Annotated in this window: 12 protein-coding genes; 6 read left to right on the top strand and 6 right to left on the bottom strand. The window is 67.2% G+C overall.

Annotation, left to right across the window (positions count from 1 at the left end):
* Positions 1–32: 32 nt before the first annotated feature.
* The 3 genes from ABT392_RS20765 to ABT392_RS20755 are packed head-to-tail and all read right to left on the bottom strand — an operon-like array spanning position 33 to position 3,045.
* Positions 33–1,454 carry a cytochrome P450 gene (locus ABT392_RS20765; RefSeq protein ID WP_334277736.1) on the bottom strand — a complete coding sequence of 474 codons (1,422 nt, stop codon included), beginning with the start codon at positions 1,452–1,454 and terminating at the stop codon, positions 33–35.
* Positions 1,454–2,329, bottom strand: coding sequence for a carboxylating nicotinate-nucleotide diphosphorylase (nadC, locus tag ABT392_RS20760; RefSeq protein ID WP_395384682.1), 876 nt, complete (start codon positions 2,327–2,329; stop codon positions 1,454–1,456). The genes ABT392_RS20765 and nadC overlap by 1 nt, the downstream gene beginning before the upstream one ends.
* A 17-nt stretch (positions 2,330–2,346) precedes the next feature.
* Positions 2,347–3,045, bottom strand: a complete 699-nt coding sequence (locus tag ABT392_RS20755) for a fumarylacetoacetate hydrolase family protein (protein ID WP_395384683.1) — start codon at positions 3,043–3,045, stop codon at positions 2,347–2,349.
* A gap of 25 nt (positions 3,046–3,070) precedes the next feature.
* Between ABT392_RS20755 and ABT392_RS20750 the strand changes: the two genes are divergently transcribed.
* Positions 3,071–3,964, top strand: coding sequence for a septal ring lytic transglycosylase RlpA family protein (locus ABT392_RS20750; protein WP_395384684.1), 894 nt, complete (start codon positions 3,071–3,073; stop codon positions 3,962–3,964).
* Between the two features lie 48 nt (positions 3,965–4,012).
* On the opposite strand, the gene ABT392_RS20745 is transcribed toward ABT392_RS20750, so the two are convergent.
* Positions 4,013–4,762, bottom strand: a complete 750-nt coding sequence (locus tag ABT392_RS20745) for an SDR family oxidoreductase (RefSeq protein WP_395384685.1) — start codon at positions 4,760–4,762, stop codon at positions 4,013–4,015.
* A gap of 60 nt (positions 4,763–4,822) precedes the next feature.
* Between ABT392_RS20745 and ABT392_RS20740 the strand changes: the two genes are divergently transcribed.
* Positions 4,823–6,007, top strand: coding sequence for a GGDEF domain-containing protein (locus tag ABT392_RS20740; RefSeq protein ID WP_395384686.1), 1,185 nt, complete (start codon positions 4,823–4,825; stop codon positions 6,005–6,007).
* The gene (locus tag ABT392_RS20735; protein ID WP_395384687.1) at positions 6,007–7,152 is read left to right on the top strand and encodes a GGDEF domain-containing protein; all 1,146 of its coding nucleotides are present in this window, start codon (positions 6,007–6,009) and stop codon (positions 7,150–7,152) included. The genes ABT392_RS20740 and ABT392_RS20735 overlap by 1 nt, the downstream gene beginning before the upstream one ends.
* A 36-nt stretch (positions 7,153–7,188) precedes the next feature.
* On the opposite strand, the gene ABT392_RS20730 is transcribed toward ABT392_RS20735, so the two are convergent.
* Together ABT392_RS20730 and ABT392_RS20725 are read right to left on the bottom strand one after the other, a co-directional pair.
* Entirely contained in the window at positions 7,189–8,805 is a 1,617-nt protein-coding gene (locus ABT392_RS20730; protein ID WP_395384688.1) for a diguanylate cyclase, read from the bottom strand.
* Between the two features lie 79 nt (positions 8,806–8,884).
* Positions 8,885–10,399 (bottom strand): CoA-acylating methylmalonate-semialdehyde dehydrogenase, encoded by a 1,515-nt coding sequence (locus tag ABT392_RS20725; protein ID WP_395384689.1) that lies wholly within the window; start codon positions 10,397–10,399, stop codon positions 8,885–8,887.
* A gap of 90 nt (positions 10,400–10,489) precedes the next feature.
* Between ABT392_RS20725 and ABT392_RS20720 the strand changes: the two genes are divergently transcribed.
* From ABT392_RS20720 to ABT392_RS20710, 3 genes are all read left to right on the top strand, one after another.
* Complete coding sequence (locus tag ABT392_RS20720) at positions 10,490–11,419, top strand: LysR family transcriptional regulator (RefSeq protein WP_395384690.1); 930 nt, start codon at positions 10,490–10,492, stop codon at positions 11,417–11,419.
* A gap of 46 nt (positions 11,420–11,465) precedes the next feature.
* Positions 11,466–12,176, top strand: a complete 711-nt coding sequence (locus ABT392_RS20715) for a queuosine precursor transporter (RefSeq protein WP_395384691.1) — start codon at positions 11,466–11,468, stop codon at positions 12,174–12,176.
* A gap of 389 nt (positions 12,177–12,565) precedes the next feature.
* Positions 12,566–13,546: an IS110 family RNA-guided transposase gene (locus ABT392_RS20710; protein ID WP_395384223.1), complete on the top strand. Its 981-nt coding sequence runs from the start codon at positions 12,566–12,568 to the stop codon at positions 13,544–13,546.
* The last annotated feature ends 502 nt before the right edge of the window (positions 13,547–14,048 follow it).

Raw genomic sequence — 14,048 nt, 5'->3', positions numbered from 1 at the left:
TGAAGGGAGTGGCGATGTTAGCGGGGCCGCCGTCACGCGATGCGTTCGCGCAACTTCATTGCCAGGCCGACCGGCGCCATCGTGAAGGCCATGAGCTCGCGCGCCGGGCCGCCGTCGGGCGTGCTGAGGGCCTCGATGTCGAAGTTGCCAAGCAGCGCTGCCATCGCCATCTTGATCTCCAGCAGCGCAAGGTAGCGCCCCGGGCAGATGCGCGGCCCGGCCCCGAAAGGCATGCTGATGCGCTTGGCCGAATGCACGGTGCCCGCGCCCTCGCTGAGCCAGCGCTCCGGCTCGAATGCATCGGCGCGCTCCACGTGACTCGCGCTCACGCTGTCGCGGCGCATCAGGCAGACGATCAGGGTGCCGGCCTTGACCTGCACATCACCAATCACCGTGTCGCGCAGCGCCTGGAACGGCAGGACCGGCGCGACCGGCTTCAAGCGCATTGTCTCTTGCGTGCAGGCGTCGAGGAAATCAAGGCCTGCGTAGCTGTCGATGCTGCTCAGGCCACCTGGCGCGGCCAGCGCGGCGCGCACTTCGTCCGTGGCCTTCTGCAGAGCAGCCGGATGGCGCCACAGCAGGTCGATCATCCAGGCCAGGGTATTGGCCGTCGTGTCTTCGCCGGCCAGGAGCATGGTCAGCACATTGCCCGCCACCTGCTCGTCGTCGATACCGCTGTCGGGCTGGTCGGCGGCCACGATCATGGCCTCGAGCAGGTTGCGGGGATGCTCGCGCAGCTCGGGCTGATCAAGCAAACGCTGCCGCGCCAGCGCGATGAAGCCGGCCACGGCGGACTTGATCTCGACGATGCTGGCCGCCAGCTCGCGGTCGGCCTGGCTCGGCCACCAGCGCCAGGTCGGCAAGGGCTTCAGGAGCCGGTCGAACACCGCAGGAAACAGCTTGTCCAGATGCTGCTGGATGCGGTCCGCATCCGACTCCAGGGTGTTGACCTCGGCACCAAAGGCCAGGCCGGCAATGGTGTCGACCGTGTAGCGCATCAGGTCCGACTGCAGGTCGATCATCTGGCCGCCGTGCGCCGCTTTGCGCCAGCGCCCGCCAAGCCGATCACTGACGCCCTGCATGCTCGGAAAATAACCGCGTATGTGGGCGGGGTCGAAACCAGCCATCACCATGCGACGTTGGCGCTTCCAGACATCGCCGTTGGCGCCAAACAGGCCGATGGGCAGGCCCAGCTCGGTCCAGAGTTGCTGCAGCCTGGGCGTGCGCCGGAAGCCCTCGGGCCTGTCCTTCAACACTTGGGCCACGGCCTGGTGGTCGCCCACCACCAGCAACTTCTGCCGCCCCAGGTGCACGCGGTAGAACGGCCCCAGCTCGCGCGCCCATTGCTCCAGCTGCTGATGCATGCGGGCCGGCCGCACCTGGAAGATCTGGCCCAGCAATGGCAGTCCGGCCGGTGCTGGAAGGTCGCTGAAGCTGCGCGGCGCAGGGCTCATCAGACCGGATTTTCCACGCGCATTGAATAGTCCACGGCTTTCACGTCCTTAGTGAGACGGCCTATGGAGATGCGATCAACACCGGTGGCGGCAATCCAGCGCAGCTGGTCGATTGCCACCCCACCGGAGACTTCGAGCAGCGCCTGATTCCCCTTCGCGGCGTTCAAGGCCACGGCCTCGCGCATTGCCGCTTCGCTGAAGTTGTCCAGCAGCACGCTGACCGCACCGGCATCGAGCGCTTCGCGCAGCTCGGCAATCGATTCGACCTCGACCTGGATGCCGACGTTCGCGTTCATGGCCTGCGCCGCCCGCAAGGCGGCGCCCACGCCACCGGCCGCGGCGATGTGGTTCTCCTTGATCAGGATGCCGTCGTACAGCGCCAGGCGCTGGTTGGCACCGCCGCCGACCCGCACCGCGTACTTCTGCGCCAGGCGCAAGCCCGGGATGGTCTTGCGGGTGTCGAGCACGGCGCAGCCGCGCGGGTTGGGGCTGGCGCCCTCGATGGCGCGGGCATGCGCTCGCGTGAGGCTCGCGGTGGCCGACATCAGCTGCAGCAAGTTCAGGGCGGGCCGCTCGGCCGACAAGAGCGCGCGGCCGTCCGCCTCGATGCGGCACACGATGCTGTCGGCCGCCATGTCAGCGCCCTCCGCGTATTGCCAGTCGATGCGGGCCGTGCCGTCCATCGCGGCGAACACGCCGTCAAACCATTCGCGGCCGCAGAGCACGGCGTTCTCGCGCACCCGCACGTGGGCGCGCACGCGGCGGCCGGCCGGCACCAGCTGCGCGGTCCAGTCGCAGACGCCGATGTCCTCGAACAAGGCCTCGCGGATATTGCGCTGCCGCGCTTCGTCCAGGGTTTCGTTGTGATCGAACATGGGGTTCTTCTTCTTGCTTATTCGGGTTCGCCAATTGTCAGCGTGAGCGCGGCCACGCCTTCGATCAGGCCTTGCAGCTGGTCGCCCGGCTTGACCGGACCCACGCCTTCGGGCGTCCCGGTGTAGATCAGGTCGCCCGGGCCCAGGTGGTAGTACTGCGAGAGATTGGCCACGATCTCGGCGGAGTTCCAGATCATGTCCGACAGGTCGCCGCGCTGCCGTTCCTCCCCGTTCACCGACAGCATGATGGCACCCGCCATCGGGTGGCCGATCCCGGCCGCGGGCACGAGCTCGCTGATGACCGCCGATTGTTCGAAGGCCTTGCCGAAGTCCCAGGGACGCCCGGTCGCCTTGGCCTCGTTCTGCAGGTCGCGCCGCGTCATGTCCAGGCCCGCCGCATAGCCCCAGAGGGCCGCCTTCGCCTCTTCGGCGCCGGCCTTGAACACCGGCGCGCCCAAGGCGATGACCAGCTCCATCTCGTAGTGGAAATTGCGGGTGCCCGGCGGATAGGCCACCGTGCCGCCAGACGGGAACAGCGCGCTGGCGGGCTTGCAGAAGAAGAACGGCGGCTCGCGGTCCGGGTCGGAACCCATCTCGCGGGCATGGGCCGCGTAGTTGCGGCCGACGCAGAAGATGCGGGAGACGGCGTAGCGCTCGCCTCGGCCACGCACGGCCACCGAAGCCTGGGGGGCTGGCGGGAAGATGTAATCGCTCATGCCCGGGAGGCTACCATCGCGCCCGATGCGCCGACTCGTCGCCCTTCTTTGCTCGCTCGCCCTGCTGGCCGCTCTCGGCGGCTGCGCCACGCGCGCGCTGACGCAGGGATCGAGTACGCCAGCGACGGGCCGCGACGGGCCGGAAACCAACCCGCCCAGCAATCTGATGACGGTGCCGGACGCAGTGCCCAAGGTCGAGCTGGTGCGCCTCTCCGGTCCCAACAAGCCCTACGAGATCGAGGGCGTTCGCTACCAGCCCTTCGTCGAGGACAAGCCCCTGGTGCAGCGCGGCCTGGCCTCCTGGTATGGCAAGAAGTTCCATGGCCGGCCGACCGCCAATGGCGAGGTCTACAACATGTATGCGATGACGGCGGCCCACGCGACCATGCCCATCCCCAGCTATGCGCGGGTGCGCAACCCGGCCAATGGCCGCGAGGTGGTCGTGCGCATCAACGACCGCGGCCCCTTCCATCCGGGGCGTGTGATCGACCTCAGCTATACCGCGGCCCTGAAGCTCGACCTGCTGCGCGGCGTGGCGCCGGTGGAGGTGGAGCGGCTGACGGCCGAGCAGATCCGCAGCGGCGCATGGAAGCGCGATGCCAAGGAACCGCCACCGGTCTACGTGGCGCAGGAGCCTGTGGGCGCGCCGCAGCGCGAGACGCTGAACACTGCCGCCAGCAGCAGCGGCAGGATCTGGCTGCAGCTCGGCACCTTCAAGCTGCTTGATGGCGCGGACGCCTTCCGCAGCCTGCTGGTGGGTGACGAGCCGGCGCTGGCACCACTCTTGACGGTCTTCAAGCAAGGCGGGCAGCACCAGTTGATGGCGGGCCCCTATGGCTCGCGAGCGGAAGCCGAAGAGGCCGCCGCGCGTTTCAATTCGCTCCTGAAGGAGCCGGCGAAGATCGTCGAGCGCAAGTAGCCGTGCACAGTGAGCAGCGAGCAGTGAGCAGTGAGCAGCGAGTACTGCTCAGCGGCCGCCCGCCACGTCCAGTGTGGCGCCGACCGTATAGCTCGCCGCATCGGACATCAGCCACAACACCGCTTGCGCCACCTCTTCAGCTCGGCCAAGCCGGCGGATCGGTATCTGCGCAGCGGCGGCTTGCAGTTTCGCGTCGTCGAAGCCGCTGGTCTGGTGGATCTCGGTTTCGATGATGCCGGGCCGCACGCCGTTGACCCGTATGCCCTCTTCGATCAGCTCGCGGCCCAGGCCCACAGTGAGGCTGTCGAGCGCGCCCTTGCTGGCGGCGTAGTCCACGTAGAGCCCGGGCGAGCCGAGCTGCGCGGCGCGCGACGAGATGTTGACGATGGCGCCGCCGCGCCCGCCGCGGGCCGTGCTCATGCGCCTGGCCGCCTCGCGGCTGCACAAGAGGGCGCCGAACACATTGACCTCGAACAGGCGCTGCCAACGGGCCAGGTCCATGTCCACCAACCGGGCGCCCGGCACTACGATACCGGCGTTGTTGACCAGGGCTGTGAGCGGGCCGAGCTCGGCATCGATGCGCTCGAACATGTTCAAGACCTGGCCCTCGTCGGCGACATCGGCCTGCAGCGTGACGACGCGACTGCCACAGGCACGCAATTCGGCGGCCAGGCTTTCAGCGGCGGCCGCATCGCGCGCATAGTTGAGTGCCAGCCCATAGCCGGCGCTTGCAGCTTGTCGCGCAATCGCTGCGCCGATGCCTCGGCTAGCGCCGGTGATGAGGGCAATCCTTTGCATGTAGTCATTGTGTCAGCGCACGGGCCTGCGCGAAGATGGCGCGCACCCTGATCGAACGCAATGCAGTTCTTCGACGCCACCACGCTGTTGCTGGTCAATGCCTTGTTCAACGGCATGGCCGCCTTGTCCTGGGCCTTGCTGGCCAGCGTGTTCCGCGTGGCGCCGCGCGCCAGCTGGCTGCTGGCGGGCGCCCACCTGACCCGGCTGGGCGCACTGCGCTGCCATGATTGCCGCGTCGGTTCGCCGCTGCAGGCTTGGCCCGCGCTGCCCGACCTGTTCGCGCTGCTGACCCTGGCCTTGATGTGCCTGGGCGTGCGCCAGTTGCTGCGGCTGCGCTTCTGGTGGACCGACGTGGCCCTCATCGCCGGGGCGGGCACGCTGCTCGTGCTGGCGCTGCAAGACCGGCCCGCCCTGCTGCAGGTGGGCGGCTCTGCCGCGATGGCCCTGCTCGCGCTGCTGACCTGGCAAGACGTGCGAATCGGCGCGCGGCCACTGCTGAGAACCAGCCTGCGCTGGCTGCTCGCGCTGCCCTATCTGGCCATCGCCGCCGCGCTCGCGTGGCGCGGTTCGCGGCCCTTCTGGGACGCTGACTCGACAAGCATCTCGCCGCTGACGATCTGGCTCTGGCTGCTCCTGAGTCTGGCGAGCGCGGTCAGCCTGATGGCGCTGGTCCTGGACCGGCTGGTCGGGCGGATCTCACAGCTCTCGCTGGAGGACCCGCTGACTGGCGCCCTGAACCGCCGCGCGCTGATGCGCGAGCTGCAGCGTCTGCAGGCCTTGGTGCAGCGCGGCCATCCCTTCTGCGTGGTGCTCCTGGACATCGATCATTTCAAGTCCATCAATGATCGCCACGGCCATGCCGGCGGCGATGCGGCGCTGGTCCATCTGGTGCGCGAGCTGCGCCAGGAGTTGCGCCCGGCGGACGTGCTGGGCCGCCTGGGTGGCGAGGAATTTTGCGTGCTGCTGCCACACACGCAGTTGCCGGAGGCGGCGAGCATCGCCGAGCGACTGCGTGCCCGTCTGGAAAACCGGCCCTGCCCAGGCACGATCGGCGATATCGCGCTCAGCGCCAGTTTCGGCGTGGCGCAGGCGCGGCCTGGTGAATTGCGGCCCGAAGCCGTGCTGGTGCTGGCCGATCAATTGCTGTACCGGGCCAAGTCGCTGGGCCGCAACCGGGTCTGCGTGGAAGGAGACGGCGAACGGGAAGCGCCAGGGCAAGAAGCCGCCGCAGGAGGGTCGGCCTGATGCTGGAGACCGTGCCGCTCACGCTGTTGGCAGCCAATATGCTGTTCCTGCTGACTGCCGCCCTGGTCTGGGCGGGCTTGAGCCAGGTGCTCGTCATCGGGCAGCGCACGGTCCTGCTGCTGGCCTTGGCCAATGCGCTTCTGGCCGCATCGCTGGGCTGCAATGCCTTGCGCGGCATCGCCTGGGACGGACTGAGCTACTGGGGTGCCAACATGATGGCGATCAGCAGCTTTGCGCTCCTGCGCCAGTCCATTCCGACGGCCATCGGTGCGGCGCCCTCCTGGTGGCCGACCTTGGCGCTGCTGGCCGTAGCGGGCCTGCTGCTGGCGCCGATGCCGCCGGACAGCGACTGGATGCCCGTCATCAACTTCAGCTGCTTGAGCCTGTTGATGGGCTTCACCAGCTTCGAGACCTGGCGCCACCTGCGCCGACGGCTCAAGCTCGCCTTGGCGCTGGGCCTGTGCAGCCCGCTGATCCTTGTCACCGCCCTGCTGCTGCTGCGCCTGGCCCTGCTGCTGCAGGGTTCGGGTGCACGCATCCGTGACGCCAGCGTGGGCAATGTCGCCTGGCTGTGGGCGGTGCTGCTGATGGGCCTGGTGCTGAACGCGACACTGGCCTTCATGGTGCTGATGCGCTTGATACTGCGCATCCGCCGCCTGACCGAGCGCGATGCGCTGACCGATGCGTTGAACCGCCGCGCTTTCGGTGACTTGCTGTCGCGCGAGCAGGCACAGCTGGCTCGCGGCCAGGGCCATGCGCTGGTGATGCTGGACGTCGATCATTTCAAGCGCATCAACGACACGCTGGGCCACGCAGCCGGCGACGCAGCCTTGAAGCATCTCGTGCAGCAGCTGCAAGGCTGCCTGCGCGAAGCCGACCGCCTGGGCCGCCTGGGCGGCGAGGAGTTCGGCGTGCTGCTGCCGCTGAGCGACCAGGCAGGTGCCCTGCATGCCGCAGAGCGCATGCGTGCCACGCTGCAAGCGCATCCTCTGCTCTGGCAGGGCCAGCCATGGCCGATGACGGCCAGCTTCGGTGTCGCGGTGGCTCAGGGGCCGCACGACGATGCCGATGCGCTGATGCAGCGCGCCGACGCAGCGCTCTACCGGGCCAAGGAGGCGGGCCGCAACCGGGTGGAAGCGGACTGATCGGCGAGTGGATCGGCAGGCGGGGCCGTCGCCACCTCAGGCCAGTGCCACGCGATTGCGCCCCAGGTGCTTGGCGCGGTACATCGCGCTCTCTGCGCGTGCCACCAGCAGGTCGGTGGAATGCGGCGGCGCGGTGGCCAGGCCGATGCTCAGCGTCGCATCAAGGCCCGGCGCCAGCTCCGACCAGGCAAAGCTCTCCACGCATTGACGCAGGCGCTCGCAGACCTCGAAGGCACGGTCGGGCACGGTGTCGGGCAGGACCACGAGGAATTCCTCGCCGCCGTAGCGCAGCAGCAGGTCGCTGCCGCGGGTGTTGTCCTGCAGCATGCCGGCCAGGGCCTGCAGCACGCGGTCTCCGACCGCGGCGCCGTGCTGGGCATTGATGGCGCTGAAATGGTCCAGGTCGACCAGCGCGAGCGTGAGCGGCGTGCCGCGCGCCTGGGCCTCGGCCACCAGCTCGGGCAGGCGTTGCTCCATCAGGCGGCGGTTGCCCAGGCCGGTGAGCGGGTCGCGCAGCACGTCGGTATCCTCGGGCGCGCGCGCGGCTTCACCGGCACGCGGCCGTTGCGCCTCGATGCGGCTGGCCACATAGCGGGACTGGGCGATCAGCTGCGCGCTGGCGCGACGTCGCTCCAGGAGAGTGAGCGCTTCCAGATGGCGCAGCGCCGCTTCGTTCAGCCCCAACTGCCTGGCGCATCGGTAGGCGGTGCCGTGCAGCCGGCGCTGCTCGGCGAGATTGGACTGGCCGACCATCTCATGCAGGAGCCGGCCCAGCGCCGCATAGGCCGCATCGGCATGGCCGCGGGCCTGGGCCAGCTCGGCACGCAGGCAGCCGACCCGGCCGGCCAGCGCGAGGAAACCATGCTCCTGGCAGCAGCGCTGGGCGCTGTCGAGAAACACGCCGGCTTCGTCCAGCTGGCGCAGATGCAGGAGGGTCTCGCCGAGATGGCTGTCGCCGAGCGCGACGGCATAGGGGTCGCCCAGCTCGCGCAGATGCGGCCGCACCTGGCGGCCGAGCTGCAAGGCGCGTTGCAGGGACTGCTGCGACTCGGCCTCGCGGCCGGTATCGCGCAGCAGCTGAAAGCGGCCCATGGCCACGGTCCAGAGATTGTTCAGCGCCACCACCTGCTCGAAGGGCGTGGCCTGCTCGCGCACCAGGGCGGCGGCTTCGTTCATCAGGCGCTCGGCCTGCCAGGGGTCGCCCATGCGCTCGAACACCATGCCCAAGGCGTTCAGGGCCACCGACTCGAGGCGCAGTTCCGCGAGTTCCTTGGCAGCGGCACCGGCTTCCTGTGCGGCGGCCAGGGCAGTTTCGAATTCCCCCTGATCGGCAGCGGCCAGGGCGGTCCAGCGCAAGACTTCACACAGGCCGGGGCTGGCGCCGCCGGCACGCATCAGGGGCAGCAACTGCTCTACAGCGGCGAGCATGTCGGCCAGCTGGCCGCGGCGCATGAGGAAGAAGCAGCGCAGCCGGCCGGCCTCGATCTGCTCGCTGACCTGGCCTTGACTCAGGCCCAGGGCCCAGGCCTGCCCGGCCAGGTTGAGCCCGACTTCAAGCCGCGAGGCCGTCTGCGCGGCACGGGCCTGCGCAATCAGCTCGGGCAGCGAGGCGGCGGCGGGTACGGCGGGATCCTGTGGCGTGGCGTACTGCATGGGCCCGTCAGCGTAGCGGAAGTCATGCCCCGTGCAAGCCCCGCAGAAACGGGGCTGTTGGTCTGCAACGACTGGCGCGTCAGCGGCTGGTAGGCATGACGAACTCGGCGCCCTTGCCGATGCTGGCCGGCCAGCGCTGCATCACGCTCTTCTGCTTGGTGTAGAAGCGCACGCCTTCTTCACCGTAGGCATGCATGTCGCCGAACAGGCTGCGCTTCCAGCCGCCAAAGCCCTGCCAGGCCATGGGCACCGGAATCGGCACATTGATGCCCACCATGCCGACCTGGATTCGACGTGCAAATTCACGTGCCACATTGCCGTCGCTGGTGAAGCAGGCCACGCCGTTGCCGTACTCGTGATCATTCACGAGCTGCACGGCTTCAGCGAAGTCGTGCGCACGCACGCAGGCCAGCACCGGGCCGAAGATCTCTTCCTTGTAGATGCGCATGGTCGGCTTGACGTTGTCGAACAGCGTGCCGCCGGTGAAGAAGCCGTTTTCCAGACCCGCCACCTTGTGGCCGCGGCCATCGACCACCAGCGTGGCACCCTCCTCGACGCCGATGCCGATGTAGTTCTCGATGCGGTCGCGCGCTTCCCGCGTGACGATGGGGCCCATCTCGGCATCGAGTGCCATGCCGTTCTTGATCTTCAGCGTGCGGGCGCGTTCGGCCAGCTTCGGAATGATCTTGTCGGCCACGTCGCCAACCAGCACGGCCACCGAGATCGCCATGCAGCGCTCGCCGGCCGAGCCGTAAGCCGCGCCGATGAGCGCATCGACGGCTTGATCAATGTCGGCGTCCGGCATCACCACCATGTGGTTCTTGGCGCCGCCCAGGGCCTGCACGCGCTTGCCGTTCCTGGCGCCGGTCTCGTAGATGTACTGGGCAATCGGCGTGGAGCCGACGAAGGACAGCGCCTTCACATCCGGATGATTCAGGAGCGCATCGACCGCCACCTTGTCGCCCTGCACCACGTTGAACACGCCGTCCGGCAGGCCGGCCTGCTTGAGCAGCTCGGCGATGAAGAGGCTGGGCGAAGGATCGCGTTCGCTCGGCTTCAGGATGAAGCAGTTACCGGTCGCAATGGCCAGCGGCGCCATCCACATTGGCACCATGAAGGGGAAGTTGAATGGCGTGATGCCGGCGACCACGCCCAAGGGCTGGCGCATCGTCCAGTTGTCGATGCCGGTGGACACCTGCTCGGTGTAGTCGCCCTTCAGGAGCTGCGGGATGCCGCAGGCAAATTCGACGACGTCGATGCCGCGCGTCACCTCCCCCTGCGCGTCGGTGAAGACCTTGCCATGCTCGGCCGTGATCATCGCTGCGATGTCGTCGCGGTGCTTGTTCAGCAGCTCCAGAAACTTGAACATCACCCGCGCGCGGCGCAAGGGCGGCGAATCTGCCCATGCCGGGAAGGCAGCCTGGGCGGAGGCCACGGCCAGGTCCACGTCTTGCACGCTGGCGAGCTGCAGCTGGCGCGCCACGGCGCCCGTCGTCGGGTTGTAGACGGCCTGGCTGCGGCCTGAAGTGGCGGGCACGGCGGTGCCGTTGATGAAGTGGGTGACGGCTGCGCTGCTGCTGAAAGCTGAGGTCATTCTTGTCTCCTGGAGATGAGCCAAGTCTAGGAATGACGACCGCAACTGCCAATCCGCTTTCGGCGATTTGATTGTTCGTTAATATGAATAATGGCCACGACAAAGCCGAGCGAACTGCGACATGAACTGCTGTGGGGGCAGATGCATGCGCTGACGGTGATCTCGCAACTGGGCAGCTTCACCAAGGCGGCGCAGCGGCTGGGGCTTTCAAAGGCGGCGGTGAGCCAGCGCATTGCCGAGCTGGAGAAGGCCCTGGGCCAGCAGCTGGTGCACCGCACCACGCGCGCGGTGCGCCTCTCGGAGGCCGGGCGGGAGCTGGTCGAGCAGACCGAGGCGAGCTTTGCCCACATCACCCGCACGCTGGGCGTCACGCGCGATGCGGTGGGCCAGCCGCGCGGTCTTTTGCGAGTGACGGCGCCAGTGGCGCTGGGCCGTCAGCATGTGGCGCCACTCTTGGCCAGCTTCTTCCAGCGCTACCCGGAAATCCGCATCGAGCTGGACCTGAGCGACCGGCTGCAGCCATTGGCGCAAGAAGGTTTTGACCTGGCGGTACGCCACACCAGCAGCCCGCCGGATTCGCACGTGGCGGTGAAGCTCTGCAGCTCGCGTGCCCTCTTGCTCGCCGCACCCGCCTACCTGGCGGCCCATGGCGAGCCGCGCCATCCGGAGGAACTGGCGAGCCATGCCTGCCTGCCCTATCTGCGCCCTGGCCCGGCGCAATGGCTGTTCGAGAAGCGCGGCCAGCGCCTGCGCATTCCCGTTCAAGGCCCCTTGCGCGCCGGCAACAGCGAAATCCTGCGCGATGCGGCACTGGCCGGCCTGGGACTGGCGCTCCTCCCTGACTTCAGCGCCGGCCCGGCCCTGCGCAGCGGCGCGCTGGTCGAGGTGCTGTCGGACTGGAAGCCGGTCGGCTTCTTCGGCGATGCGATCTATGCGATCCACCCCTGGAGCAGCACGACGCCACGGCCGCTCAAGCTCCTCATCGAGCACCTGCGGCAACACCTGAGTGCAGGGTTCTAGGGCGTCCCTACACTCGCGCGAACATCGACAAGAGAGCAGGCCCGCAATGACCCAGACAGCACGCAGCTACAAGTATTACGACCTGATCATGGCCGCCTTCGTCTGCGTGCTGCTGTGCTCCAACCTGATCGGTGCGGCCAAGGCGGCCACGCTCAACCTGCCGCTGCTTGGCCCGGTCACGTTCGGCGCAGACCTGATGTTCTTCCCCTTGTCCTACATCTTTGGCGACATCCTGACCGAGGTCTATGGCTACGGCCGCGACCGCCGCGTCGTCTGGGCTGGCTTCGGCGCCCTGCTGTTCGCGGCCTTCATGGCCTATGTGGTGGTGAACCTGCCGCCGGCGCAGAACGAGTTCATGGCCGTCTACCAAAAGCAGGTCGAGGGCGTGTTCGGCAACACCTGGCGCATCGTCGCCGGCTCGATGATCGCCTTCTGCTGCGGCAGCTTCGTCAACAGCTTCGTGATGGCCAAGATGAAGATCCTCACGCAGGGCCGGCATCTGTGGGCGCGCACCATCGGCTCGACGGTCGTCGGCCAGTTCGTCGACACCAGCTTCTTCTTCGTGATCGCCTTCTGGGGCATCTGGCCGCAGGAACAGTTGATCGCAGTGACGATCACGCAATATCTGTTCAAGACCTGCTGGGAAGCGGCGATGACGCCGATCACCTACAAGGTGGTGGGCTTCCTGAAGCGCGTCGAGAACGAGGACTTCTACGACCGCAACACCAACTTCACGCCCTTCAGCATCAAGCTATGAAAGCCGGCGCTCAGCGAAGGAGCCTATGAAAGGTTCATCGCCGAGTTCCGGCGATGTCTCTTGACGGCACTTAGCTGCTACTCGCTGTTCCCTTCTTTCGCGCCGCCGAGGCCATCGGGTGAGGGCTTGTGCTCCTGTCCCCCGGACCGGGCTTCGCCCGATCCTCCTCCTGATATCAGAATCACGCTGCTTCGTTCCGCTTTAGCGAAGCCCGTCAGGGTGATGCCGCGCTCCCCCTATGGCCTTTGAGCCAGAGGTAAAGACTGGTGCCCCCGGCGGATTCGACGCGACAGCTCGAACGGTGTCTTGGGGCGCTGCCGGAGCCTCTCCGGTGGCGACCCCGCATATCAGGGTGCGCAAGTCGGATAAGCGCTTTGCGAAGGAACGTCATGAGAACGAAGCTAGGTGTGGATATCAGCAAGAGGAAGTTCGATGTCGCTTTGCTTGATGCGCAGGGGAAGTTCCGCTCGAAGGTCTTTGCCAACGATGCGGCGGGGTTTTCCCAACTGATGGACTGGATCGAGTCTCACGTTCAGGGCGGCAAGAGCGAGGCTCACGCGTGCATGGAAGCAACGGGCAGCTATCACGAGGCGCTGGCCGTGTTCCTGCATGACAGCGGGGTGGCTGTCTCCGTGGTGAACCCGCTGAGGGTCAAGCGCTTCATCGAATCCGAAGGCATACGCAACAAGACCGACAACGCGGATGCCAAGGCGCTTGCCCGCTTTGCACACAAGCATGAGCTGGAACTTTGGGAGGCGCCGACGCTGGGGCTGCGCAGGCTGCAAGCGCTGGTGCTGCGTCTGCAGACACTGCAGGACATGCGCCAGGCCGAGCTCAATCGGCTGGATGTTGCGCATGACTCGGTGCGGCCGTCGATCCAGGCCATGGTGGACAGTCTGGTGGGTGCCATCGAGGAAGTCACAGCACAGATCAAGTCGAGCATCGACGATGACCCAGACCTGCGCGGACGCAAGGAACTGTTGCAGACGATCCCGGGACTGGGTGAGAAGACCATCCCGCAGCTACTGGCCTACATCGGAAGACCCGAGCGCTTCAGCTCAGCCAAAGCGCTGGTGGCCTATGCAAGCCTGTCGCCGATGATCCGGCAATCAGGCAGCTCGCTGAATCGCAGCAGGGGGACGCATCCCACGGGGCACAAAGAGCTACGCCAGGCGCTGTTCTACCCGGCGATGGTGGCTGCCAAGTACAACCCGCCCATCGCCGCTTTCTGGGCTCGCTTGAAGGCGCAGAACAAGCCGGGTTTGGTGGTTGTCGTGGCCTGCATGCACAAGCTCCTGGCCATCGCCTACGGCGTTCTGAAGTCCAAGAAGCCCTTTGACCCCGCCCACGGGACAGCACTGGCTGCTTGACTCAAGACGGTGTCTTTACCTCGCCCAAACCCTCACCCGACGCCCTCGGCCGAACCTGCGCCTGCCACCCGGCGCAGGCCACGGTGGTGCGGATCAGGACGGCAGTGGGTGTCCCGCAGCGAAGTAAAGGAGGAGGCCGAAGGCCGGGGGACATGAGCGAAGGGGCGCCCGCTGGTGGCCTGATCTTCGACCGACCAAGGCGCAAAAACGAGCGGCAGCTAAGTGCCGGTAGGCGCCTTCCACAAAGGTCGGCGAAGGTGCAAAAAAAGGCCCGGCCGGCGAACCGGGCGGGCTTCAAGTCCTTCAGAAAAGGACGTCGTTGGGATCGGTGCGGTGCGCCTTGCTGCACCGCTTGAACGCAACTGTAGGACCCACCCCCGCCCGCAGCCATCCCCAAGAGGTGGGAAGTTGGCCCGCAAAGCAGGGACATTGAAGTGACAATCCGTGAATGAACGCACCCAAGCCCCCTGCCAGAAGTCACGCTCACCCCAGCCCTGCGGCC

The organism is Paucibacter sp. JuS9 (assembly GCF_044043925.2).
Taxonomy (GTDB): domain Bacteria; phylum Pseudomonadota; class Gammaproteobacteria; order Burkholderiales; family Burkholderiaceae_C; genus JAUASW01.
This window is presented reverse-complemented; position numbering and strand designations above follow the sequence as displayed.

Coding starts and splice junctions, on each gene's coding strand:
- ABT392_RS20765 (WP_334277736.1), bottom strand. CDS start 1,454: ATGAGCCCTGCGCCGCGCAGCTTCAGCGACCTTCCAGCACCGGCCGGA.
- nadC (WP_395384682.1), bottom strand. CDS start 2,329: ATGTTCGATCACAACGAAACCCTGGACGAAGCGCGGCAGCGCAATATC.
- ABT392_RS20755 (WP_395384683.1), bottom strand. CDS start 3,045: ATGAGCGATTACATCTTCCCGCCAGCCCCCCAGGCTTCGGTGGCCGTG.
- ABT392_RS20750 (WP_395384684.1), top strand. CDS start 3,071: ATGCGCCGACTCGTCGCCCTTCTTTGCTCGCTCGCCCTGCTGGCCGCT.
- ABT392_RS20745 (WP_395384685.1), bottom strand. CDS start 4,762: ATGCAAAGGATTGCCCTCATCACCGGCGCTAGCCGAGGCATCGGCGCA.
- ABT392_RS20740 (WP_395384686.1), top strand. CDS start 4,823: ATGCAGTTCTTCGACGCCACCACGCTGTTGCTGGTCAATGCCTTGTTC.
- ABT392_RS20735 (WP_395384687.1), top strand. CDS start 6,007: ATGCTGGAGACCGTGCCGCTCACGCTGTTGGCAGCCAATATGCTGTTC.
- ABT392_RS20730 (WP_395384688.1), bottom strand. CDS start 8,805: ATGCAGTACGCCACGCCACAGGATCCCGCCGTACCCGCCGCCGCCTCG.
- ABT392_RS20725 (WP_395384689.1), bottom strand. CDS start 10,399: ATGACCTCAGCTTTCAGCAGCAGCGCAGCCGTCACCCACTTCATCAAC.
- ABT392_RS20720 (WP_395384690.1), top strand. CDS start 10,490: ATGGCCACGACAAAGCCGAGCGAACTGCGACATGAACTGCTGTGGGGG.
- ABT392_RS20715 (WP_395384691.1), top strand. CDS start 11,466: ATGACCCAGACAGCACGCAGCTACAAGTATTACGACCTGATCATGGCC.
- ABT392_RS20710 (WP_395384223.1), top strand. CDS start 12,566: ATGAGAACGAAGCTAGGTGTGGATATCAGCAAGAGGAAGTTCGATGTC.